Here is a 22,960-nt window from a genome sequence, read left to right as displayed (position 1 = left end):
AGGCGACGCCGGTGAAGGTGGCCGAGTTGGGCGCCGGGTGCTCCCGAGTCCTGCTCGATCGGCGGGAACGGGATGTGCAGGAAGAACCCGATCCGCAGGTCCGGGCGGAGCTCGCGGAGCATCGCCGGCACCAACTGGAGCTGGTAGTCCTGCACCCAGACCGTCGCGCCCTCGGCCGCCACGTCGGCTGCGGCCTCCGCGAACCGGGCGTTGACCAGGCGGTACGCCTCCCGCCACCGGCGCTTGTAGGCCGGTGTCTCCACGGCATCGTGGTAGAGCGGCCAGATCGTCGCGTTGGACTGGCCCTCGTAGTACCGCTCCAACTCCTCGGCGCTGAGCGGGACCGGGTGCAGCCGGATCCCCTCCAGGTCGAACGGCTCGGGGGCCGCGCCGGTGCCACCGGCCCAGCCGACCCAGGTGCCCTTGTGCTCGGCGAGTACGGGGTGCAGCGCGGTGACCAGCCCGCCAGGGCTGCGTCGCCACTGCCGGCCCTCGGGTGTGCTCACCTCGTCGACCGGCAGACGGTTCGCCACTACGACAAAGGAGCTACGGACGGTCACGATCGGCCACCTCCGGGTACTGACGGGTCCACCGCGATGAGCGTACTGAGCGTAGCTGCGGCGTCTTGTGCCTAGTGCCGGAGTCTCCTACCCGCCTCGGTGCGACCGAATCCTAAAGGTGATCTTGTCGACATGCGCGCTGGTCAGAGGTCGATGATCGGCCATTCCTTGGGCAGCACCTCACCCAGCAGTTCCCGCCGATCCGTCATGATCGGCGTGATCGCCCGAGCGGCCTCCATCGCAACCTGGGCCAGATCCATGCCGCCGAGGGTTCGTGACCAGCCGCCGAGAATGGCGCACATGTCGTGCTCGACGGGCGTGACCATGACGTGCTCCAGGTCGCCGACGATGTCGAGCAGTGGCCAGCCGTCACTGGCCACCTGGCGGTACGCGGCTGCGAGGCAGAGTGCGGGGACGATCACGCCCTGCCCCTTGTCCGCGACTTTCGCGATCTGCTCCCCGACAGCCTCCATGCCTTCCGAGTAGGCGAGGAGGCAGCCCGTGTCGAGGACGAGGCCGGCATCAGTCACGGATGGTCATCCGTCCGCGAGAAGCCTCGCCCAGCAGGGCAGCTGCCTTGGATCGCAGTTCCGGGGTGATCTTGGCGTGAGCCTCGTCAAGCTTCCGGCCCGCCTCGGCGAGGCCTTCGTCGGTGAGTTGGAAGCCCACCTGTCGAAGCGCCCGCCGCGTCCGTTCGCCAGCCATCCGCTGACGAACGGACTCGGTGATGAAGGCGGAGACATTGGATTCCTCGGCCAGCCGCTCCGCCACGTCATCCGGCACGCTGATGGCGATCTTCTTGGTCATACCGGGGACGCTAGCGGGTGATACCAGGGTCGGCAACGCGGCGCGCCCGCGTACTCCTGGGGCGGGGTGATGTGGGCGAAGCGCGCCGTACCTGTCAGGATTGACGATGGCGTGCGCGCGGCCGGCTCCCGGCCGGCGGCGGCGGGCGGTCCTCGCAGCCCGCGCCGCGCCGCCGATCAGCGACAGCAACCGACGGAGGTAGCCCGCACCGTGGCCCAGTACATCTACGTCCTGGAAAAGGCGCGCAAGGCGCACGGCGACAAGGTCGTGCTCGACAACGTCACGTTGAGCTTCCTGCCGGGAGCCAAGATCGGTGTGCTCGGTCCGAACGGCGCCGGTAAGTCCAGCCTCCTCAAGATCATGGCAGGGCTGGACAAGCCGAGCAACGGCGAGGCCCGACTCATGCCCGGCTACACCGTCGGCATGCTCGCCCAGGAGCCCCCGCTCAACGAGGCCAAGACCGTGCTCGGCAACGTCGAGGAGGCGGTCGCCGAGACCAAGGCCAAGCTGGAGCGGTTCAACAAGATCGCCGAGCAGATGGCCACCGACTACTCCGACGAGCTGATGGAGGAGATGGGCAAGCTCCAGGAGGAGCTTGACCACCTCGACGCCTGGGACGTCGACTCCAAGCTCGAACTGGCGATGGACGCGCTGCGCTGCCCGCCGCCGGACGCCGACGTGACCCAGCTCTCCGGTGGTGAGCGTCGCCGGGTGGCCCTCTGCAAGCTGCTGCTGGAGGCGCCCGACCTGCTGCTGCTCGACGAGCCCACCAACCACCTGGACGCGGAGAGCGTCTCCTGGCTGGAGCAGCACCTGGCGAAGTACGCCGGCACCGTCATGGCGATCACCCACGACCGGTACTTCCTCGACAACGTGGCCAACTGGATCCTCGAGCTGGACCGTGGCCGGACGTACCCGTACGAGGGCAACTACTCCACCTACCTGGAGAAGAAGGCCGCCCGGCTGGCCGTCGAGGGTCGCCGCGACGCCAAGATGAAGAAGCGCCTCACCGAGGAACTGGAGTGGGTCCGCTCCAACGCCAAGGCCCGGCAGACCAAGTCCAAGGCCCGCCTCGACCGGTACGACGAGATGGCCACCGAGGCGGAGAAGACCCGCAAGTTGGACTTTGAGGAGATCCAGATCCCGCCGGGCCCGCGCCTGGGCAGCACGGTGATCGAGGCGAACAACCTCAGCAAGGGCTTCGGCGACCGGCTGCTGATCGACAACCTGTCGTTCTCGCTGCCGCGCAACGGCATCGTCGGCATCATCGGCCCCAACGGCGTCGGCAAGACCACGCTGTTCAAGACCATCGTCGGGCTGGAGGAGCCGACCAGCGGCGAGGTCCGGGTCGGCCCCACCGTCTCGCTGTCGTACGTCGACCAGAACCGTGAGGGCCTCAACGGCGACAAGACCGTCTGGGAGGTCGTCTCCGACGGGCTGGACTACCTGATGGTGGGCAAGGTCGAGATGCCGTCGCGGGCGTACATCGCCGCGTTCGGCTTCAAGGGCCCGGACCAGCAGAAGCCGACCAAGGTGCTCTCCGGCGGCGAGCGCAACCGGCTCAACCTGGCGCTGACGCTGAAGATCGGCGGCAACGTCATCCTGCTCGACGAGCCGACGAACGACCTGGACGTGGAGACGCTGTCCAGCCTGGAGAACGCCCTGCTGGAGTTCCCCGGCTGCGCCGTGGTCATCTCCCACGACCGGATGTTCCTGGACCGCGTCGCCACGCACATCCTGGCCTGGGAAGGCGACGACCAGGACCCGTCCAAGTGGTTCTGGTTCGAGGGCAACTTCGAGGCGTACGAGAAGAATAAGGTCGACCGCCTCGGCGCGGAGGCCGCCCGGCCACACCGGGTGACCTACCGCAAGCTGACCCGCGACTGACCGGCCGAGAAGGTGTCTGACCGCTTCGTCTACCACTGCACCCTGCGCTGGTCCGACCTGGACGCGTACGGCCACGTCAACAACTCGCGCTTCCTCACTCTGTACGAGGAGGCGCGGGTGGCGTTGATGTTCGCCGGCGGCCGGGCCTGGGGCGTCGGCTCGTTCGCCGACGGGGTGGTGATCCGCCGGCACGAGGTCGACTACCTGCGCCCGGTCGACTACGCGCTCGGCCGGGCCACCGCGGAGGCGGCCCCCACAGTGCGGATCGAGCTGTGGGTGGAGGAGATCCGGGCCTCCCGGTTCACCGTCGCCTACGAGCTGTACGACGGTGAGGTGCTGGCCAGCCGAGCTCGCTCGGTGCTGGTGCCGTTCGACCTGACCCGCCAGGTGCCCCGGCGGATCACCAGCGAGGAGCGGGACTTCCTGCTCACGTACGCGCCACAGGGCGGGGTGGCGTGACCCGGCCCGGCACCGCCGAGCCGGGTCGGACGGCGGCGCCCACCCACGGTGTCGAAGGGGTGGCGGACGCGGGCGCCTTCCTGGCCCGGCTGGTCCGGTTGGATCCGGTCGCACCGGTCCGGCTGCGGCCGGCCGGCGCACCGGGCCGGATCGCCCTGTGGGCCCGGCTGCCGTGGCAGGTCCTGGTGGTCCGCACGGTTGCCGGTGGGCCGGCCGACGGCGTCGCGGAGGACGTCACTGTGGCAGCCGCAGAGCTGCTCGCCGAACTGGAGCGGAGCGGCTCGACCCTGCCGACCCGCCGGGACGCCCAGTGGCGGTGGCCGCTGCCGCCGACGCGGAGCCGCCAGGTGGAGGCGCTGCCCGTTGCCGAGTTGCGACGGATCGCCGACGCGGCGGCGGGCACCCTGCGGGCGGCGAGCGAGCAGGGTGTGGCCGGCCGTGCCGTGGGCCAGCGCGCCTTGCGTGACGCGTTGCTCGACCACGTGGCGGTGCTGATCACCCCGGACGGGACGACCGACGGGACGCCCGACGGGGCGCCCGACGCGCCGGTCGAGGTGCCGCAGCGGCTGGTGCAGGGGGTGGTCCGGATGGGCTTCCTCGGTGCCGCCCACGGCTCGGCGGCCGGCGAGGGCGGGGACGCCGTTCAGGTGCGGGTGGCCGGTCGTTGGGTGGGCCTGGTGGGACCACACGGAGCGGCGTGGTTGCAGAAGGCCACGGATCTTGCCGTGACACCCCTGAGCGCTCGTCCGAACGGATGACCCAGGATCATTCTTCTGGTCAGGGGCGGTCGTTGGGGGGGTGCTTCAACCCGGCTGTCCGGGTACCGTCCATCCTCGGATCCAACGCACCGTAGGCGACTGGATCCGCTGGGGAGTGAGGTGCGCGAGCGATGCCGTGGTGGTCATGGCGCCCCGGTCCCGCCGACGGCGGCGAACCGGAAACCCGAAGCGGGATCACAGTCGATAGCGCGGTCCGGATCGGGCCGCCCAGTCCTCGCCAGCCGGGGGACGACTGCCCGTCCAACGAGCGGCCCGTGCTGACCGATACGCCCGCCACCGTCGAGCCGGTGAGTCTGCGCCGGGTCTGTGACGCGCTCGATCTGCTCGACGTGCGTTACCTGGCCGACGGCGACGGCAACCTGCTGGCGATGTGGGAGCGGCACGCGGTGCTGGTCACCCTCGAAGGGCCGGAGGACGAGATCCTGGTCATGCGGGCACGCCCGCACGCCACGGTCCCGCCGGACTGGGCCGACCGGGCGTACCGGGTGGTCAACGAGTGGAACCACACCCGCCGGTTCTGCAAGGCGTACATCGGTGACCCGACCGAGCGCGGTCAGCTACCGATCTACGCCGAGCTTCAGGTGCCCCTGGGTGCTGGCACCCACGACGCGCTCCTGGTCGAGATGCTCGACTGCGGCGCGGCGGTCGCCACCAGCTTCGTGGACTGGCTGCACGACGAGGGCGCGCTGCTCTGACGCCGATCCGGGCGCTGTGGGTCAGCCGCCGTTGGCCGGGTCGTCCTCGACGTTGACCATGAAGTACGCGGCCCGCTCCAGGTAGTCCCAGAGGGTGACGGTGATCTCCGGCTCAAGGTCGAGCCGGTCCACGGCGCGGCGCATGTTGCGCAGCCAGGCGTCCCGTTCGGCCGCTCCGATCCGGAACGGCGCGTGGCGCATCCGCAGCCGAGGGTGCCCCCGCTGAGCGGAGTACGTGTTCGGCCCACCCCAGTACTGCATGAGGAACAGGGTCATCCGGTCCGCGGCCGGGCCCAGGTCCTCCTCCGGGTACATCGGTCGCAGCAGGGGGTCGGTGGCGATCCCGGCGTAGAACTCGTCGACCAGCTTGCGGAAGGTGGGTTCGCCGCCGACCGCTTCGAAGAGGGTCATCGACGCACCGGGACGGTCGGATTCACCTGCGGAAGTCACAGTTCCATCCTGCCAGGTGCGTCCGGTGTCGACCCGACCCGCACACCGTGCGTCGGATCACGCCGGGTCGACAAGCCCGAATGTCGGCACCGGCCTGCCCGGGTGAAGGTCGGTTCGACGGGTCAGGTGACAGCGTGCCGGCGGTGGCCGTCACCGGTATGTGGGTTGGGCCTGCCTTCCACCGGGCGGTCGCTGGCCGGGTCGCCGAGGCCGGAGGATGGCGGAGCGGCGTTGGCCAACGAGGCGGCAGTGATCGCGTCGTCCACCGTCTGCCGGTCCGGCCACCGCAGCGTGGCCACCGTCATCAGCACCACCCCGGCTGCGCTCCAGACCCCCACCACGATCGGAATGGGGAACCGTTCGGCGAGCATCCCGGTGACCAGTACCGCGAGGCCCTGGATGACCTGTATGCCGGTGGCCATCACCCCGAAGGCGCGGGCTCGGAAGCCGTTGGGCAGCGCCTGGACGAACAACCCGTTGGCCATCGGCATCATGCCGGCGACCGCGAACCCGCAGAGCGCGGCGAGCAGTGCCACCACCAGCGGCGGGGGGTCGAGCAGCACCGGTACGAGCACCAACGGGGCGAGCACCGCGAGCGGCCGCATCAGCTTCAGCCGGCGAGCCGGACCGAACAGGCGACTCACCAGCAAACCACCGAGGATGAAGCCGATCGGGTTCGCCACCATGATCGCCGCCTGTGCGGTGCCCGCGCTCAGCGCACCACGTCCCTCGTCGTTGGCCCAGGCCGCGGCCAGACCCTCGGGAACGATCGAGAAGAGCATCGAGCTGAACACCAGCACCGCGATGGCCCGCAGCACCGGTGTGCGGAACACGATGCCGAACCCCTGCCGAGTCTCACGCAGCAGGTGGCTGCGGTGCTCCGGGTTCATCATCGCCGGATGGTGGCGCACGCCGAGGCGAACCAGCAGCGCCGAGAGACCGAACGTGACCGCGTTGAACAGCAGCGCCGCCTCCGGGTCGACAGCGGCGACAGCGGCGCCGAAGACGTACCCGACGACCTGGGCGGCCTGCCCGACGCTGCCGTTGAGCGACAGCCCCAGCACCAGCCGGTCGCCGGTGAGCAACTGCGGGATCAGCGCGGACTTCGCCGCCTGGCTCGGCGGGTTCGCCAGCGTGGCGGCGAAAATGAGCACCAGCACCGCCTGGTACGGCAGGCTCGGAATGGCGATGACCAGCATCAGCGCCATCCGGATGAGGTCGCATGCCACCATCACCCGTCGGAACGGGTACCGCTCAGCGAGTGCGGCGAGCACGGGACCGCCGAGCAGCCAGGGCAGGAAGCTGACCGCGAAGGCAGCCGCGGAGAGCGCGACGGACCGGGTCTGCTGATAGACGAGCAGGGTGACGGCGGCCTTCGCGACGTAGTCGCCGACCCAGGAGAGAGCACCAGCCACGAACACGGCCCGGAACTCGTGCTGGCCGAAGACGTCGCGGAATGTGGCGGGGCCTTCCGCGGAAGGTCGCTCGTCAGGCACCGTCGCCTCCATCGGCCCCGGCTCGGCCGCTCGTGGCAGCCCGGTCGGAAGCGCTCGTCAGATCTACGGATCAGCGAGGTTGTGATCACGCTTCGGTGGGAACGCGTGCTCCGGATTCTGCCCGATCGTCTGACAACTAGCTAGGTCGAACGGGTCGTTCGTCGCCTCCCCGACTGAACGAACGGACGATACCCGAGGGGCCGGCCGGCTCGCGACCCCTGAATTGCCGGACAATGTGGGCGGTGTCAGGTGGCGCCGCCCTGACCGGTCTCGCCCTCGGACAACGGCCGGGTCGACAGACCGGGATAGATGCGGGCCGCTGCTATCTGAGCGGTGATCCCCGAATTCTCCAGCGCCTCGGCGAGACGCCGACGCAGTTCCCGGCCCACCGCGAACTGCCCGTCAGCGGTCGTCTTCACCACTGTGCGGATGACGGCGCCGTCCACAGTCACCTGCTCGACACCCAGCACCTCGGGCGCCTCCACGATCTCCGGCGACAGCTCCGGGTCCATGGCGACCGAGGCGGCCGCGGTCCGTAGCACCGCCGTCGCTTCCTCGGTGCTGTTGAAGCCGATCGGCAGGTCCACCACCACAAGCGCCCAACCCTGGCTCTTGTTACCCACCCGGATGATCTCGCCGTTGCGGATGTACCAGAGCACGCCGCGGCCGTCGCGCACTGTGGTGACCCGCAGGCCGACCGACTCGACCACGCCCATCGCCTCGCCCAGGTCGACGTTGTCACCCACGCCGTACTGGTCCTCGATCAGCATGAAGAGGCCGGCGATCAGGTCCTTCACCAGGCTCTGCGCACCGAAGCCCAGCGCCACACCGGCGATCCCCGCGCTGGCCAGCAGCGGGGCCAGGTCGAAGCTGAACTCCCGCAGGATCATCAGCAGCGCGATGCCGAAGACGAACGCGGTGGTCAGGCTGCGTAGCACCGACCCGATCGCCTCGGCCCGCTGCCTCCGTCGCTCGGGCACGAACTCGGCCGGGTCGACCGCGGCGGTGGGTACCCGCTCGCGCAGCGGCCGTAGCATCGTCGGCACCGCGCCGTCGGTGGTCGTCCGAACCAACCGGTTGATCGTCCGGTGCAGCGCCCAGCGGGCCACCATCGCCAGGGCCAGGATCAGCAGCACCCGAAGCGGTTTGAGCAGGATCCAGTAGCTTCCCTCGGCGAACCAGGACGACCCGGTGATCCGGTAGATCCACTCGCAGGAGGTGCTGCCCTGGCAGTTCACCGAGACGGCGTCGGACAGGGCTAGGGGCGTCACGCTGGCGGCACTCACTATGTCTTCGTACCGCAAGGAGCCCGAGCCTCCGCCGCCGACCCACCGGCCGGCGGACCGGCGTGACGAGCATGGCGAGAAAGCGGTGGAGCGTGCGCGTCGACCCGAAGGGGCGCAGGGGCCGCGACCGGGTCTTCCACGGCAGTGCCGATCGCTGGATCGGGCGGCTGCTCCTGCTGGGCATCGTTGCGGTGCTGTACCTGCGCTGGGAGGCGGACTATCCGACCGAGTGGGGAGCGCCTGAGTCGCGGATGCATTCCCCATGGGCAACCAAGGAAATGCTCCTCCGCCGGTTCGAGCGCGGCGGCCTTCCGGAAGGTACGCGGCCTCAGATCGCTGAGTTACGCGGACCGCTCGCGCCGCCGAACCTGGTCCGCCGATCGCGCCTCAGGCCTGCGGCCACGGCGCGATCGGTGATGGCCCGCCGGCGGCGCGACATACGAAGTAGCCCCGGGCCGCCATGATCGATGGCAGTTTCCGGGGCTTCGGTGTTCGGGAGCGTGCAGGGCGGCAGCGTTGCGCTCAGCGGTTCGGTCGAATGCTGGCGAGCAGTTCGGTGATTCTCGTCTTGATGTCGTCGCGCACCTGGCGGACGACGTCGAGGGGTTGACCGGCAGGGTCGGTGAGCTTCCAATCTTCGTAGCGTTTGCCGGGGAAGACGGGGCATGCGTCACCGCAGCCCATGGTGATGATGACGTCGCTGGCTTGGGCGGCGTCCCAGGTGAGCCGATCCGGGGTTTGTCCGGTGATGTCGATGCCGACTTCGCGCATGGCTTCGACGGCGACGGGGTTGATCTGGTCGGCGGGTTCGCTGCCCGCGGAGCGGACCTCGATGGTGTCGCTGGCGAGGTGTCGGAGCCAGCCGGCGGCCATTTGGGAACGGCCGGCGTTGTGGACGCAAACGAAGAGGACGCTGGGCTTCTCACTCATCGGGCTTCTGTCTCCTGCTTGAGGCGGGGTACGACCACGGCGTCGGCGGACTTGTCGGCACTGGGGTACCAGGTGGCGATGGCGGCGATGGCGACCAGGCCGCCGACGAGCTGCGCGCCGACGAAGCCGGGCAGGGAGTTGGGGGCGATTCCGGCGAAGGTGTCGGTAAAGGCGCGGCCGACAGTGACGGCGGGGTTCGCGAATGATGTGGACGAGGTGAACCAGTAGGCGGCACCGATGTAGGCACCTACGGCGGCCGGAGCCGCATTGCTGCGACCGGTGCGAACGAGGGCGAATACCAGGACGACCAGGCCGGCGGTGGCGATTATCTCGGCCAGCCACAGGTTCGCGCCGACGCGATTGGTGCGGGACCACGTAGCGGCCGGTAGATCGAACATCAGGTTGGCCAGAACAGTCCCGGTGATCGCGCCGCAGACCTGCGCGGCGATGTAGGTGGCGAGATCACCGCCGGTCAGGCCGCTACCGGCGCGACGGCTGAGCCACCAGTCAACGACGGAGACGATCGGATTGAAATGCGCGCCCGATACCGGCCCGAAGGTCAGGATCAACGCGCCCAGCGCCAGGGCGGTGGCGATCGCGTTCTCCAGGAGCTGGAGCCCGACATCGGTGGGCGAAAGCCGGGCGGCGGCGATCCCGGAACCGACGACAGCGGCAACGAGTAAAGCCGTACCAACGAACTCCGCCGACGCGCGACGGGCCAACAGGCTCACGCTGTGCCCTCTGCGAAGGTAGCGGAGAGGTCCAGAAGCGCGCGGAGTTGTCGGAACGCATCCGGGCGGACCCGGTACCAGACCCACGTGCCGCGCCGCTCGGAGTCGACCAGGCCAGCCTCCCGCAAGACCTTCAGGTGGTGGGAAATGGTCGGCCCGGACAGCTCAAACGCGGGGGTCAGATCGCAGACGCACATTTCCGGCACCGAGGCGATCATCGACATCAGCCGTAGTCGGACCGGGTCGCCTAGAGCCTTGAACATCGGTGCGACCACTGCTGCCTGGTTGGTGTCCATGGGGCGGACCGCGATTGGCGCGCAGCAGGCAACCGCGTCCAGGTTCACCACCGGCAGAGCTTGTTTCGACATTCCTCTAGGTTGACAGATTTCGAAACAGGGTGCAACGTGGGTCTTGCTTCGAAAAGTATCAAGACAAGGAGCAGTGATGATCAAGCCGTTGTCCCGCGTTCAGCTCGCCCTGCGTGTGTCCGACCTCGAAGACTCCGTCGCCTTCTACTCCAAGCTGTTCGGCGTCGAGCCCGCCAAGCGTCGCCCCGGCTACGCCAACTTCGCCGTCGAGAACCCGCCGTTGAAGCTCGTGCTGCTCGAAGGCGAGGCCGACCAGCCCACCGTGATGGACCACCTGGGCGTCGAGGTGTTCAGCACCGACGACGTCAACGCGGCCACCAGGCGCCTCACCGACTCCGTTCTGATCACCCTGGAGGAGAACAGCACTGAGTGCTGCTACGCCCTCCAGGACAAGGTGTGGGTGCGCGGCCCCGGTAACGAGCCCTGGGAGGTCTACACCGTCAAGGCCGACTCCGAACAGTTGGAGAAGGCCACCGAAAGCGCCTGCTGCACACCCGCCGCTGAGAAGGAGACGGCTACCGCTAGCTGCTGCTGACGCCGGCGCGGCCCTCGCTCTCGACCTGGAGGCCGGGGGCCGGTGCCGTCGGCAGCGCCGAAGATCACCGGGCACAGATTCGGCACATCTGAGGGCGGCAAGGGCTCTCAACCACTGTCGGGCAACGGAAGGGTTCACCCAGGCCAAAGCAGCGATCGGCCCGATTGCGGATGATCCTCATACCCCATGAGGGATTAGTACGTGCAATCCGGGGTCCGATCAGGGACTATTGGCGCAACGGACGTCGGTGATCGGCCCGGCGTCGACCGTGTGGGCCCTTGTGTCCGGCCCCGGTCGACGGCGGTCCCCAGCAGCCGCTGAACCGGGAGGGTGAGCGCGATGCCTGACATACGACCCACGGTGGGCTCCGGCGCGTTGGTCCTCAACGCCACCTACGAGCCGCTGTGTGTCGTGTCGGTGCGTCGCGCCGCGATCCTCGTCCTCTCCGCCAAGGCGGTCTGCGTCGCCGACGGTGACGGCATCCTGCACAGCGCCCGGGACGCGCTGCCGGTGCCGTCCGTGGTCCGGCTGACGCGCTTCGTCCGGGTGCCGTACCGAACGCATGTCGGGCTGTCCCGCCGGGCGATCTTCGCCCGGGACGGGTGGCGGTGCGCCTACTGCCGGGGCCCGGCCGAGACCATCGACCACGTCTTTCCGCGCAGCCGGGGTGGCCGGCACGCCTGGGAGAACGTGGTCGCCGCGTGTGCCAGGTGCAACCACACGAAGGGCGACAAGACCCCGGCCGAGATGGGCTGGCGGTTACACGCGTTGCCGGCCGCCCCGAAGGGCACCGCCTGGCGGGTGCTGGGCCACCGCGCCCCCGACCCGCGCTGGGCCGACTGGCTGGACCTGCGGGAGCCCGAGGCAGCCGCCTGACTCCGGTCGGTCGCGCTACCCGGCGGTCCGCCGCGCCGCGCGCTCGCGGCGACGCACGGCACGGTCGTGGGCGATCGTCAGCAGTCGATCCACCTCGGGCAGCAGGTGCGGACCGGGCATGACGATGCTGGCGAAGCCGTACTGGGCGTAGCCCGGGTGCGGTACGAGAGTGTCCAGTCGGGCGAAGTCGAACTCGTGCCGGTGCTCCCCGAATGCCTTTGGCGGGAAGCCGAACAGGCGCTCGAACTCGGCCCGACCCAGGTCCAGGTTGAGCCGGAAGACGCCGGGGCGGTCAAGCTGTGCGGCCTCGTCGAAGCCGGGCACGTCATGCTCGACGATGGTGGCGAACGGTTGGCGGCGGTCCGGGCCGACGAAGAAGAACCGGTCGCCCCAGGCCGCCTCGGGGGACCCGTTCTCGTCGCTCGCCACGAGCTGCTCGACGTCGGGCAGTGCGGCGATCCGATCGGCGAGCACAGCCGTGTCGACACCGGTCGGGACGTGCAGGACCGCGTCGGCGTGGTCGATGGTGGCCCGGTCCAGCGGGAAGTAGCGGTAGTCGTGCGTTCGCTGCTCGGCCGCTTCGATGTCGGACGTCGGCAGGTACCGGGGAAGGCTGCCCTCCTGCTGGAGTCGGCCCTCGTAGGTGTCGGCGGCTGGCGGCCCGATGCCGAGTGCCGGGCTCGCGCCGAGACTGCCGGCAATCACGGCGTACCGGTCGCCCAGCAACGACGCGATGATCGCGCCAGCGCCGGCCCATGACAGCTGCGTGTCGGCCAGCGTCATGGTGCTCGGGCGGCGCTGGAGGTGCGTGTTGTGCGCGAAGACCAGTGTGGGCCCACGGTGTGCCTCGACCGATCGGATCGCGAGCAGGTTCTCGGCCATCAGCGCGTCCCGGACTGCGGCCAGGCGGGCGAAGCGTTCCTCCTGGGCCAGTGGTGCGGCGGCCGCGGCGTGGTAACGCAGCAACGCGACAGCGGCCGTGGCGTGCACGAACGCTGTCTGCCAGCCCGCCGACCTCGACGGTGCCCGCAGGTACAGCTCGGTCAGCAGGTCGTCGGCGAGCACCCGCAGTCGCTGGGCGTCGGTCGAGCGCCCGACCGATCGGCCCGGTTCCCAGATCGCGGCCGTGTCACTCCACCGTCCCTCGTCCCCGATCAGGTCGTCGATCTCGGTGGCCCGGTCCAGGTCGAGGAACTGGCAGACCTGGGTGAGGTGGCGGCGCGGGCTCGGGGCGCTCTCCAACTCGACCGGGGCGTCGAAGCCGTGGAATGTCAGGCGTTCGGCGACCGGCCGCCCGGCGTTCCACTCCCGCATCCGCAGCAGGAGGTCACGGTTGGCCGGGGCCACCCCGAACCCGTGGCTGAACCCTTCGGCGAGCGCCCGGTCGAGTGTCACGGCGGCGACGCCCTGCACGAACTCGTCGGCGATCAGCCCGGCCGTCCGGTCGCTCTCCACGGCGATCGAGCGGTAGCCGTGCTCGGCCAGCGACAGAAAGGCCTCGTTGCGGAGCTGGAGGAAGGCGGACTCACCGTGCGTCGGCTCGCCGAGAGCGAGCAGGTCCGGGGTAACCGCCAGCAGGTCGAGAAAAGGTGGCATTCCATGAACCGTATCGTTGAACCAGCGGTTGAGACTCTCGAGCGGCGGAGCGCGGTGACAGCCACAAAACCTTCAAACCCGGGGGTACGCCGACCGGTCGACCTCGCGCGCGCCCACGGTCTCTCCGCGCAGGCCGTCCGCAACTACGAACGAGACGGCGTCCTGCCGCCGGCCCGGCGCACGCCGAACGGCTACCGTCGCTTCACCGAACTGCACGCCAAGGCGCTTTGTGCCTACCTTGCGTTGATCCCGGGCCACGGCTATGCGGCCAGCGGCGAGATCATGCGGGCGGTCAACCGGGGCGAGATCGACACGGCGTTGCGAACCATCGACCAGGGGCATGCGCTGCTCCAGCGCGATCGGGAGACCCTGGACGCGGTCGAGGCTGCGGTGTTGACGCTCACCGGAACGAGACCGCAACCGCAGAGCCAGAAGGCCGTGCCGATCAGCGTGTTGGCTCACCGGCTCGGTCTGCGGGCGGCCACGCTGCGCAAATGGGAGCGGGCCGGGGTGCTGCGACCGGCACGTGATCCGGTGACCCACTACCGGCTCTATCTTCCCGACGACGTCCGCGACGCCGAACTGGCCCACCTGTTGCGCCGCGGTGGCTACCGGCTCGACCACATCGCGGGCGTGCTGCGCCGAGTACGCGATGCCGGCGGCGCCGAACCGCTCGCCGCCTCGCTGCGTCAGTGGCGGCAACGGCTGACCGAGCGGGGCCGGGCCATGCTCACCGGGGCCGCCCGGCTCGCCGAGTACGTCGACGCCGGTCAACCGCCTGAACGCTCCTTGACCAGCGAGGCGAAGACCACGACGTTGTCCGCGTAGCCGGTCTCGCCGCCGACCCACTGGCCGCCGTCTTTCGCTACGTGGTGAACGGACTCGGAATGTAGAACATTTAGTTCTACACTGTCTCCATGGAGCGCATCGGGGTTCGAGAGCTGAACCAGAACACGAGTCAGGTGCTGGCTCGGGTGAGCGGCGGGGAGACGGTCGAGATCACCGATCGCGGGCACCCGATCGCCCGACTGGTTCCGGTCAGTGACGACAGGTCGGTGCTGGCCAAGCTTGTCGCGGCGGGGCGGGCTGTCGCTCCAACCGGCGGCGGTCCTGTTCCGCTTCCGCCCAAGCTCGGTGCTGAGGACGTGGACGCTTCTGCCGCCCTCGCCGAGATGCGCGACGAGGAGCGCTGGTGATCTATCTTGACTCCGCTGCGGTCGTCAAGCTTGTTCGTCAGGAGGCGTACAGCGCCGACCTCGTCGCCTGGCTCAACAGCTACGGTGACGTCCCGCTGGTTTCCTCAGCCCTCGTCGAGGTTGAAGTGCCCAGGGCGTTGCGCCGATCCGCCCCGCAAGCGTTGATCGGCGTTCCGGCGGCCGTCGGGCGCCTCTTCCGGCTGGAGATCGACGGCACTGTCCGCGCGACCGCAGCGGCGTTCGCCGAGCCCACGCTACGCAGCCTCGACGCCATCCACCTTGCCACGGCCCAGGTTCTGACAAACGAGTCCGGAACGGCGCTCATCGCATTCGTCAGTTACGACCGGCGACTGCTCGAGTGTGCCAAGGCCGCAGGGTTGCCCGTGGCAAGCCCAGGGCAGAACTGACCCCCGTGCCGATCTGCCCGATCTCACCCTGAACGCTCCTTGACCAGCGAGGCGAAGACCACGACGTTGTCCGCGTAGCCGGTCTCGCCGCCGACCCACTGGCCGCCGCAGGTGATCAGTCGGAGGCTCGGGCGGCTGAAGTCGCCGTACACCTCGTCCACCGGCAGTCGGCCCTTGTCGAACTTCTCCACCGAGTTGACCTCGAAGACCGCCACGCGCTGGTCGGTGCGGGTGACCTCGATCTCGTCACCGGAGCGCAGCTCGCGGAGTTTGTGGAAGACCGCCGGCCCGCTGGTGGTGTCGACGTGCCCGACGATCACGGCTGGGCCGTACTGGCCCGGGCTGGGCCCCTGGTCGTACCAGCCGGCCTCCTGGGCGCGGGCCGCGTCCGGCACGGCGATCGTGCCGTCCGGGGCGATACCCACGTCGTGTACTGGCGCCCGTACGTCGATCTTGTCGATGGCGAGGTTGGTCGGGTCGCTGGCCGGCAGCACCGGGAACTTCTTCGGCGGCGGTCGCAGCCCGGCGCTGAGCCGATCCGGCAGCAGGCTCATCCCGGTCACCTGCTCGACGCCGAGCATCGCCACGATCAGCACCATCAGCGCGGCGATGGCCAGCACCGGCAACCCGGGGCTCGTAACGAACCGGTGGCGGGCCGACGACGGCCCGGCCGGACGTCGCGGCGGCAGCGGACGGGCGGCCGGATCGGTGGTGGTGACGCTCGCCGCAACGGCCTGCCCGGCGACCCGTCGCAGCCGTCCGGAGACGCGGGCCACCAGCCGGCCGGACGCGCGCAGCGCCGGCCCGGCCCGGAGGCGGGCGCGGCGGTCCGGCCGCGCACGCGCGGATCTGCGGGTCATGGGTGATCCGGCTCAGGAGCCGGCTCCCGGTCGACGTCGGCCGCCGGCCATCCCGAGCACGATCGCGGTGGCCACCAACGCCACGCCACCGAACACCAGCAGCGAGCCGGTGCCGCGCCCGCCGGCCATCCCACCGCCACCGGTCGCCGGGCCCTTGCTGGGTGAGGCCATGTTCAGCACGGTCAGCGTGGTCGACGACGTCTGTCCGTTGTCACATCGCAGGTCGACCGGGTACTGATCGGCCGGTTTGTCGCGCGGAACACTGGCCTGCGCGGTGAGGAAGCCCTTGTCGGGTCTCAGCGTCACGGATCCGAACGCGTCGGAGTGCACGCTGGACTGCCTGTTGTTGTTGTCGTTGTCGCAGCTCGCCTTGATGCTGACCCGACTGCCGGCCTGGACGCTGTTGGGTGTCACCTCGACGAAGACGTTCTCGCCGGCTCGCGCCGGAGCGACCGACAACAGGACGAACGCCCCGACCAGTCCCACCAGTGTCAGTGCGGACGAGAGCGCGCGGTTGATCGTGCGGACTGCCTGCATGATTTCCCCCCAACCGGCGACGACCGCCGGAACCCTCCCCTGGGCACGCGCGCTGCTTTCCCCGCACCCCGAAGCCAAACCCGCCCGGCCCTCGCCCTCACCCGACCGCCCCAACCCGCGATCTTGCACTTTCTGCACTGACGAATACCCGCATAAGGGACATAAAGGCAGCAGAAACTGCAAGATCGGCGCGGGGAGGGCGCGGGGACGGCGCGGGGACGGCGCGGGGAGGGCGCGGGGCGGGGCGCGTTGGGGTCAGCGGAGGGGGAGGGGTGTGACGGGGTGCCAGTTCAGGGGGGAGGAGAGGACCATCGTGCTCGACGGTTGGCCGTACGGGGCGAGACGGTCGATGACCCCCTCGAACGCGCCGATCGAGCCGGCCGCCACCTTCAGCACGCTGCACGCGTCCCCGGTGATCCGGTGGATCTCCAGGATCTCCGGCCAGTCAGCCACCGCCGGGTCGTGCAGGATGCACCGCGCGCCGTAGCAGGACATCCGGATCAGCGCGACCACTGTGCGGCCGGCGCGGCTCAGGTCGACGTGGGCGTGGTAGCCGGTGATGATCCCGGCCTCCTCCAGCCGGCGAACCCGCTCCGCGACTGACGGTGGCGACAGGTGCACCCGCCGGGACAACTCGCTGAAGGAGAGCCGCGCATCGGCCTGCAACTCGCGCAGCAGCGCCCAGTCCATGTCGTCCACGCTCAGACCTTACTTTCGTGAACCGACTTCGCCTAGTTGCCTTTGGTTTGCCAGGAGAAGCCGGCGGAAGCCGTTGATTCGGCATTCCGCAGGCCGATCCGACCGCGAGATCATGACGTCGGCTAGTCCGGGGGAGGGAGAAGAGATGGTGGATCAGACGGAGCGGCGGGCGCCGAACCGCCGCGCCACGGTGCGACCGGTGACCCCTGGGCAGCGTGTCGCGCAGGCGGAGCGCACCGGTGGCGAACCGACGCTGGAGTTCGCCGACATGGTGCCGTACGACGCGTACGTGCAGGCCAGTGCTCTGCACAAGATGCAGCACCCGCTCAGCAGCGACCCGGGCGAGATGTCCTTCCTGATGGTCAGCCAGATCATGGAGCTGTACTTCGGGCTGACCTGCCACGAGCTGCGCGAGACCCAGCGGCTGATCCACGCCGACCAGATCTGGGAGGCGTTGGCCCCGCTGGGCCGAGCCAAACTGCACCTGGAAGGGCTCAACGCCGCCTGGCAGGGCCTGCGCTGGATGAGCCCGGCCGACTTCAACCGGTTCCGCAATCTGCTCGGTGAGGCCTCCGGCTTCCAGTCGGCGATGTACCGGCAGTTGGAGTTCCTGCTCGGGCTGCGCGACCCGACGCTGATCCGCCCGTTCCGCCGGCAGGCCGAGGTGCATGCCGAGCTGAGCGCCGCGCTGACCACCCCGAGCCTCTGGGACGACGTGCTCGCGTTGCTCGCCCGGCGCGGCTTCGACCTCCCCGCCGACCTGCTCGACCGGGACGTGGCCGTCGAACACGACCCGCACCCGTTGGTGGAGGCGGCCTGGGTGCGAATCTACGACGACGCCAGCCCCGACAATCACCTGCGGCTGCTCGGCGAGGCGCTGAGCGCTGTCGCCGAGGAGTTCGGCGACTGGCGCTGGAACCACGTCAAGGCGGTGCAGCGGACGATGGGCGCCAAGGTCGGCAGCGGAGGCTCCGCCGGCCTGGCGTGGTTGCAGCGCAGCATGGCCCGGGTGGTCTTCCCGGAGCTATGGTCGGCCCGCACCGCGATGTGACCGGAGAGCGAGACATGCAAACCCCAGAACAAGAAGCGCATCGCCGTGACGAGGCCGACCCCGGTCACCGGCACCTGTTCCACGTGCCGCCTGCCGACGGCGGCGACCACCCCGAGTCGGCGTACCTGGCCGGCAACTCGCTCGGTCTGCAACCTCGGGCCACCCGCGACGAACTCCTGGCCGACCTGGACGCGTGGGGGCGGCTCGGCGTGGAGGGGCACCTGGAGGCGGAGCGCCCCTGGCTGCCGTACCACGAGTTGTTGACCGGCCCGGCCGCGCGACTGGTCGGCGCCCGGCCCGCGGAGGCCGTGGTGATGAACTCGCTCACCGTCAACCTGCACCTGCTGATGGTGAGTTTCTACCGACCGGCCGGCGCGCGCACCCGCATCGTCATCGAGGATGCCGCCTTCCCCTCGGACAGCTACGCCGTGCGCAGCCAGGCCCGGTTCCACGGCCTGGACCCGGACGACACGGTGGTCCGGTTGCGTCCGCGCGCGGGTGAGGACGCCCTGCGTACCGAGGACGTGACCGACTACCTGGCCGCCGAGGGCGACCGGGTGGCGCTGCTGCTGCTCGGCGGGGTCAACTACCTCACCGGTGAGCTGCTGGACATCCCGGCGATCACGGCTGCCGGCCGGGCCGCCGGTGCGGTTGTCGGTTGGGATCTGGCCCACGCGGTCGGCAACGTGCCGCTGGCCCTGCACGACTGGGACGTCGACTTCGCCGCGTGGTGCTCCTACAAGTACCTGAACTCCGGCCCGGGTGCCCTCGCTGGCGTCTACGTGCACGAGCGCCACCTCGGCGACGAGAACCTGCAGCGGTTCGAGGGGTGGTGGAGCACGGCGGCAGCCACCCGGTTCGAGATGACGCCGGTGTCCCGACCACCGGCCACTGTGGAGGCCTGGCAGATCTCCAACCCGCCGGTCTTCGCGATGGGCCCGGTGCGTACCTCGCTGGAGCTGTTCGACGCGGTGGGGATGACCGCGCTGCGCGCGCGCAGCCAGCGCCTCACCGGCTGGCTGGAGTCACTGCTCGACGAGGTGACCGTCGGCCGGCCGCTGCGGGTGGTCACCCCACGTGACCCAGCCCGCCGAGGTTGCCAGCTCTCCGTGCGCATCGGGTCGGGCAGCGCCGCCGAGCTGACCAAACGCCTGCGGTACGAACACGGGGTCATCGCCGACGCCCGCGAACCCGACGTCGTGCGGTTCGCCCCGGTGCCGCTGTACTCCACGTACCTCGACTGCTGGCGGGCCGCCGCGGCGCTCGCCGCGACGGTGGGGGCGACCTCTGTGAGCGCGAGGAGTGAGCCGGGGTTGCGAGCCCCGCAGTCGCGAACGAAAGGCGGCTCAGCATGACCGCGCGGCGTGACGAGATCGCGATCATCGGTGCCGGGCTGGCCGGCTGTCTGGCTGCCTGCTTCCTGGCCCGGCGTGGCTACCCGGTGGCCCTCTACGAGCGCCGCTCCGACCCGCGCGCCGGCACCGCCGAACGCGGTCGCTCGATCAACCTGGCGCTCTCGGAACGCGGCCTGGACGCGTTGCGCCGGATCGGGCTGGCCGAGCAGGTGATGGCCGACGCGCTGCCGATGCGCGGCCGGATGATCCACCCGGTCGAGGGCGAGCAGCAGTTCCAGTCGTACAGCGCCGCCGGCGACCGGGCGATCAACTCGATCAGCCGGGGCGCGTTGAACAACGCCCTGCTGGACGAGGCCGCCGCGCTGCCGGGCGTGCGGGTCGTCTTCGACCACCGGCTGGTCGGGCTCGACCCGACCGACGGCGACCTGAGCTTCGAGACCCCGCAGGGCCCGGTCGCGGCCAAGGCGTCCGTCGTGCTCGGCGCCGACGGCGCCGGCTCCGCGGTGCGTGGGCAACTGCTGGCGTACGGGCTGCTCGACGAGAGCGTGGACTTCCTCGACTACGGCTACAAGGAGCTGACGATCCCGCCGCTGGGCGGGGACTTCGCCCTGGAGGAGGACGCGCTGCACATCTGGCCGCGCGGCACCTCGATGATGATCGCGCTGCCGAACCCGGACCGCTCCTTCACCTGCACGCTGTTCTGGCCCAACGACGGTGCCGGCAGCTTCGCCTCGCTGACCAGCCCGGCGGAGATCGAACGGCACTTCACCGAGCACTACCCGGACGTGGTCCCGCTGGCCCCGAACCTGGTCGACGACTACCAGCACAACCCGGTGGGCGTGCTCGGCACCGTGCGCTGCACCCCGTGGCAGGTCAGCGGAAAGGTCGGCCTGCTCGGCGACGCGGCGCACGCCATAGTGCCGTTCTACGGCCAGGGCGCCAACTGCGCCTTCGAGGACGTGGTGGAGCTGGACCGCTGCCTGGACGAGTGCGCCGACGACTGGTTGGCGGCGCTGCCGCTGTTCCAGCGGCGCCGGCAGGAGAACGCCGAGGCCATCGCGACGATGGCGCTGACCAACTTCGTGGAGATGCGGGACAAGGTCGCCTCCCCGGTCTTCCAGACCCGACGGCGGGTGGAGCACGCACTGGAACGGGCCCTGCCGGGCCGGTACGTTTCCCAGTACGAACTGGTGTCGTTCTCCACCACCCCGTACGCGGAGGTGCGCCGCCGGGTGCGCCAACAGCACCTGGTGCTCGGGGCGGTCGTCGGCGGAGCCGCGCTGCTGCTGGTCGGCGCGATCGGCGCGGCACTGGGCCGAGGGAGGCGCGCATGACCGGCAACTGGGATCCGCGGCTGATGGCCGGCCACGCGCCGAGTGGTCCGCAGCGGTTGCGCAACTTCGTCGCCGGTGAGTTCGTCGACGGCGGGAACCCGTTCGCCAAGGCCAGCCCGGTCACCGGGGAGCAGGTCTTCGAGGTGGACGAGGCATCGCAGTCGACAGTGGACGATGCGGTGGCCGCCGCCCGGGCGGCGCTGCGGGGGCCGTGGGGCCGCATGGGGGAGCGCGAGCGCGCCGAGGTGCTGCGCCGCGTCGCCGACGAGCTGGAGCGCCGCTTCGACGACCTGGTCACCGCCGAGGTCGCCGACACCGGCAAATCCATCGCCCAGGCCCGCACCCTGGACATCCCGCGCGGCGCGGCGAACTTCCGCGCGTTCGCGGAGATCGTGGCGACCGCCCCCACCGAGTCGTTCACCACCGTCACCCCGACCGGCGGTCGGGCACTCAACTACGCGCTGCGCAAGCCGGTCGGCGTGGTCGCGGTCATCGTGCCGTGGAACCTGCCGTTGCTGCTGCTCACCTGGAAGGTTGCTCCGGCGCTGGCCTGCGGCAACGCCGTCGTGGTCAAGCCCAGCGAGGAGACTCCCGCCTCGGCGACGGTGCTCGCCGAGGTGATGGCCGCCGCTGGCGTACCGGCCGGTGTGTTCAACCTGGTGCACGGCTTCGGGCCGGACTCGGCGGGCGAGTTCCTCACCCGCCACCCGGGCGTCGACGCGATCACCTTTACCGGCGAGTCGGCCACCGGCGGCGCGATCATGCGGGCCGCCGCCGATGGGGTGAAGGCGGTGAGCTTCGAACTCGGCGGCAAGAACGCCGGCCTGGTCTTCGCAGACGCCGACCTGGACGCCGCGGTGGCCGGCTCGGTGCGGTCCAGCTTCACCAACGGCGGTCAGGTGTGCCTCTGCACCGAGCGCATCTACGTGCAGCGGCCAGTCTTCGAGGAGTTCACCGCCCGACTGGCGAAGCGGGCGGGCGAGCTGGCGTACGGCTGGCCGACCGATGAGGCGACCGCCACCATGCCGCTGATCTCCCACCAGCACCGGGCGAAGGTGCTCGGGGCGTACGAGCTGGCCCGGTCCGAGGGCGCCGAGGTGCTCACCGGCGGCGGTACGCCCACCTTCGGCGACACCCGCGACGGCGGGTCGTACGTGCAGCCGACGGTGCTCACCGGGCTCGGCCCGGACGCCCGCACCAACCGCGAGGAGATCTTCGGCCCGGTGGTGCACGTCGCGCCGTTCGACACCGAGGACGAGGCGTACGCCCTCGCCAACGGCACCGAGTACGGCCTGGCGGCGACCGTGTGGACCCGGGACGTGGGCGTCGCGCACCGGGCCGGTGCCCGGCTCGACGCCGGCATCGTCTGGGTCAACACCTGGTTCCTGCGGGACCTGCGTACTCCGTTCGGCGGGGTGAAGGCGTCCGGGATCGGTCGCGAGGGCGGCGTGCACTCGCTGAACTTCTACTCCGAACTCACGAACGTCTGCGTGGACCTGTCGTGAGCCGTAGCGAGGGAGCGGGCATGGAAGCTGACATCGAGGCCGCCAACCGGGAGCTGGCCGACGCCCGCAGCACCGGCAAGCCGTGCGCGCCGCTTCGGGGCCGGCTGCTGCCGGAGGGCGACGTCGAGGCCGCGTACCGCGTGCAGCAACTCCAGGCGCGGGCCTGGCAGGGCCGCGGCGAACGCCGGATCGGCGCGAAGATCGGGCTGACCTCCCGGGCGGTGCAGGAGACCTTCGGGGTGTTCCAACCGGACTTCGGCATGCTGACCGACGCGATGGCGGTCGGCGACGGGGTCGAGGTGCCCATCGACCGACTGCTCCAGCCTCGGGTCGAGGCGGAAATCGCGTTCGTGCTCGACAAGGATCTCCCGAACCCGCAGCTCACCACCGTCGACCTGATCCGCGCGGTCGACCACGTGCTGCCGGCGATCGAGATCGTCGACTCCCGGATCGCCGCCTGGGACATCTCCATCGTGGACACCGTCGCCGACAACGCCTCCAGCGGGCTCTTCGTGCTCGGCACCACGCCGCGCCGGCTCGCCGACGTGGACCTGCGACTGT

General features: G+C 70.2%; 26 protein-coding genes and 1 pseudogene. 14 read left to right on the top strand and 13 right to left on the bottom strand.

From position 1 onward, the window contains the following. From ABZ749_RS06340 to ABZ749_RS06330, 3 genes are all read right to left on the bottom strand, one after another. On the bottom strand, nt 1–560 hold a 560-nt coding region (locus tag ABZ749_RS06340; RefSeq protein WP_357223422.1), incomplete at its 3' end, for a trehalose-6-phosphate synthase. A gap of 143 nt (nt 561–703) precedes the next feature. Next, nucleotides 704–1,090 (bottom strand): hypothetical protein, encoded by a 387-nt coding sequence (locus tag ABZ749_RS06335; protein ID WP_357223419.1) that lies wholly within the window; start codon nt 1,088–1,090, stop codon nt 704–706. Further along, nucleotides 1,083–1,367: a hypothetical protein gene (locus ABZ749_RS06330; RefSeq protein WP_357223416.1), complete on the bottom strand. Its 285-nt coding sequence runs from the start codon at nt 1,365–1,367 to the stop codon at nt 1,083–1,085. The genes ABZ749_RS06335 and ABZ749_RS06330 overlap by 8 nt, the downstream gene beginning before the upstream one ends. A gap of 210 nt (nt 1,368–1,577) precedes the next feature. Here ABZ749_RS06330 and ettA point away from each other — a divergent pair, with 210 nt between their 5' ends. The 4 genes from ettA (at nt 1,578) to ABZ749_RS06310 (ending at nt 5,187) form a co-directional block, all read left to right on the top strand. Further along, on the top strand, nt 1,578–3,254 hold the full coding sequence (ettA, locus tag ABZ749_RS06325) for an energy-dependent translational throttle protein EttA (protein WP_357202344.1): 1,677 nt from the start codon (nt 1,578–1,580) through the stop codon (nt 3,252–3,254). Between the two features lie 12 nt (nt 3,255–3,266). Next, on the top strand, nt 3,267–3,713 hold the full coding sequence (locus tag ABZ749_RS06320) for a thioesterase family protein (RefSeq protein ID WP_357202341.1): 447 nt from the start codon (nt 3,267–3,269) through the stop codon (nt 3,711–3,713). Further along, the gene (locus ABZ749_RS06315) at nt 3,710–4,471 is read left to right on the top strand and encodes a hypothetical protein (protein WP_357223413.1); all 762 of its coding nucleotides are present in this window, start codon (nt 3,710–3,712) and stop codon (nt 4,469–4,471) included. The genes ABZ749_RS06320 and ABZ749_RS06315 overlap by 4 nt, the downstream gene beginning before the upstream one ends. 131 nt (nt 4,472–4,602) lie before the next feature. Further along, complete coding sequence (locus tag ABZ749_RS06310) at nt 4,603–5,187, top strand: YbjN domain-containing protein (RefSeq protein ID WP_355008914.1); 585 nt, start codon at nt 4,603–4,605, stop codon at nt 5,185–5,187. Between the two features lie 21 nt (nt 5,188–5,208). Here ABZ749_RS06310 and ABZ749_RS06305 read toward each other — a convergent pair whose 3' ends face one another. The 6 genes from ABZ749_RS06305 to ABZ749_RS06280 form a co-directional block, all read right to left on the bottom strand. Continuing rightward, the gene (locus ABZ749_RS06305; RefSeq protein ID WP_357223410.1) at nt 5,209–5,637 is read right to left on the bottom strand and encodes a globin; all 429 of its coding nucleotides are present in this window, start codon (nt 5,635–5,637) and stop codon (nt 5,209–5,211) included. Between the two features lie 122 nt (nt 5,638–5,759). Then, nucleotides 5,760–7,145, bottom strand: a complete 1,386-nt coding sequence (locus ABZ749_RS06300) for an MFS transporter (RefSeq protein WP_357223407.1) — start codon at nt 7,143–7,145, stop codon at nt 5,760–5,762. Between the two features lie 233 nt (nt 7,146–7,378). After that, a complete protein-coding gene (locus ABZ749_RS06295; protein ID WP_357223432.1) occupies nt 7,379–8,389 on the bottom strand; it encodes a mechanosensitive ion channel family protein in 1,011 nt (336 codons plus the stop codon). Nucleotides 8,390–8,941: 552 nt separating this feature from the next. After that, nucleotides 8,942–9,349, bottom strand: a complete 408-nt coding sequence (locus ABZ749_RS06290) for an arsenate reductase ArsC (RefSeq protein WP_357223405.1) — start codon at nt 9,347–9,349, stop codon at nt 8,942–8,944. After that, the gene (locus ABZ749_RS06285; protein ID WP_357223402.1) at nt 9,346–10,080 is read right to left on the bottom strand and encodes an MIP/aquaporin family protein; all 735 of its coding nucleotides are present in this window, start codon (nt 10,078–10,080) and stop codon (nt 9,346–9,348) included. Before ABZ749_RS06285 ends, ABZ749_RS06290 begins: the two co-directional genes overlap by 4 nt. After that, a complete protein-coding gene (locus tag ABZ749_RS06280) occupies nt 10,077–10,448 on the bottom strand; it encodes a metalloregulator ArsR/SmtB family transcription factor (protein ID WP_357223399.1) in 372 nt (123 codons plus the stop codon). The genes ABZ749_RS06285 and ABZ749_RS06280 overlap by 4 nt, the downstream gene beginning before the upstream one ends. Before the next feature lie 88 nt (nt 10,449–10,536). Between ABZ749_RS06280 and ABZ749_RS06275 the strand changes: the two genes are divergently transcribed. Beyond that, a complete protein-coding gene (locus ABZ749_RS06275) occupies nt 10,537–10,983 on the top strand; it encodes an ArsI/CadI family heavy metal resistance metalloenzyme (RefSeq protein ID WP_357223429.1) in 447 nt (148 codons plus the stop codon). A gap of 339 nt (nt 10,984–11,322) precedes the next feature. Further along, entirely contained in the window at nt 11,323–11,859 is a 537-nt protein-coding gene (locus tag ABZ749_RS06270) for an HNH endonuclease (protein ID WP_030333470.1), read from the top strand. Between the two features lie 15 nt (nt 11,860–11,874). Here ABZ749_RS06270 and ABZ749_RS06265 read toward each other — a convergent pair whose 3' ends face one another. Further along, nucleotides 11,875–13,455, bottom strand: a complete 1,581-nt coding sequence (locus ABZ749_RS06265; protein WP_357223396.1) for a DUF6194 family protein — start codon at nt 13,453–13,455, stop codon at nt 11,875–11,877. A 54-nt stretch (nt 13,456–13,509) separates the two neighbouring features. On the opposite strand from ABZ749_RS06265, the gene ABZ749_RS06260 reads away from it, so the two are divergent. The 3 genes from ABZ749_RS06260 to ABZ749_RS06250 all read left to right on the top strand — a co-directional run bounded on the left by ABZ749_RS06260 (nt 13,510) and on the right by ABZ749_RS06250 (nt 15,058). Next, a complete protein-coding gene (locus ABZ749_RS06260) occupies nt 13,510–14,283 on the top strand; it encodes a MerR family transcriptional regulator (protein WP_357223392.1) in 774 nt (257 codons plus the stop codon). Between the two features lie 89 nt (nt 14,284–14,372). After that, nucleotides 14,373–14,651 (top strand): type II toxin-antitoxin system prevent-host-death family antitoxin, encoded by a 279-nt coding sequence (locus ABZ749_RS06255; protein ID WP_357223389.1) that lies wholly within the window; start codon nt 14,373–14,375, stop codon nt 14,649–14,651. After that, nucleotides 14,648–15,058 (top strand): type II toxin-antitoxin system VapC family toxin, encoded by a 411-nt coding sequence (locus ABZ749_RS06250; RefSeq protein ID WP_357223386.1) that lies wholly within the window; start codon nt 14,648–14,650, stop codon nt 15,056–15,058. The genes ABZ749_RS06255 and ABZ749_RS06250 overlap by 4 nt, the downstream gene beginning before the upstream one ends. A 23-nt stretch (nt 15,059–15,081) precedes the next feature. Here the strand turns inward: ABZ749_RS06250 and ABZ749_RS06245 are convergent, their stop codons facing one another. The 3 genes from ABZ749_RS06245 to ABZ749_RS06235 all read right to left on the bottom strand — a co-directional run bounded on the left by ABZ749_RS06245 (nt 15,082) and on the right by ABZ749_RS06235 (nt 17,154). Further along, nucleotides 15,082–15,855, bottom strand: coding sequence for a class F sortase (locus tag ABZ749_RS06245; protein WP_357223426.1), 774 nt, complete (start codon nt 15,853–15,855; stop codon nt 15,082–15,084). 75 nt (nt 15,856–15,930) lie between these two features. After that, on the bottom strand, nt 15,931–16,455 hold the full coding sequence (locus ABZ749_RS06240) for a hypothetical protein (protein ID WP_357223383.1): 525 nt from the start codon (nt 16,453–16,455) through the stop codon (nt 15,931–15,933). A gap of 255 nt (nt 16,456–16,710) precedes the next feature. Further along, nucleotides 16,711–17,154 (bottom strand): Lrp/AsnC family transcriptional regulator, encoded by a 444-nt coding sequence (locus tag ABZ749_RS06235; RefSeq protein WP_357223380.1) that lies wholly within the window; start codon nt 17,152–17,154, stop codon nt 16,711–16,713. A gap of 148 nt (nt 17,155–17,302) precedes the next feature. Here ABZ749_RS06235 and ABZ749_RS06230 point away from each other — a divergent pair, with 148 nt between their 5' ends. The 5 genes and pseudogenes from ABZ749_RS06230 to ABZ749_RS06210 form a co-directional block, all read left to right on the top strand. Next, nucleotides 17,303–18,205: a tryptophan 2,3-dioxygenase family protein gene (locus tag ABZ749_RS06230; RefSeq protein ID WP_357205438.1), complete on the top strand. Its 903-nt coding sequence runs from the start codon at nt 17,303–17,305 to the stop codon at nt 18,203–18,205. After that, nucleotides 18,181–19,482: pseudogene (kynU, locus tag ABZ749_RS06225) on the top strand (kynureninase); the annotation flags it as partial. The gene ABZ749_RS06230 and the pseudogene kynU, both read left to right, overlap by 25 nt. 74 nt (nt 19,483–19,556) lie before the next feature. Beyond that, entirely contained in the window at nt 19,557–20,894 is a 1,338-nt protein-coding gene (locus ABZ749_RS06220; protein WP_357223377.1) for an NAD(P)/FAD-dependent oxidoreductase, read from the top strand. Nucleotides 20,895–20,917: 23 nt separating this feature from the next. Continuing rightward, nucleotides 20,918–22,399, top strand: coding sequence for a 2-hydroxymuconic semialdehyde dehydrogenase (locus ABZ749_RS06215; RefSeq protein WP_357223424.1), 1,482 nt, complete (start codon nt 20,918–20,920; stop codon nt 22,397–22,399). Between the two features lie 20 nt (nt 22,400–22,419). Then, a partial coding sequence (locus ABZ749_RS06210) for a 2-keto-4-pentenoate hydratase (RefSeq protein WP_357223374.1) occupies nt 22,420–22,960 on the top strand: 541 nt, incomplete at its 3' end.

It is taken from the genome of Micromonospora sp. NPDC047753, from assembly GCF_040642735.1.
GTDB lineage: Bacteria > Actinomycetota > Actinomycetes > Mycobacteriales > Micromonosporaceae > Micromonospora.
Note: the sequence above shows the minus strand (reverse complement) of the source record. Positions and strands in the feature narration are given on the sequence as shown.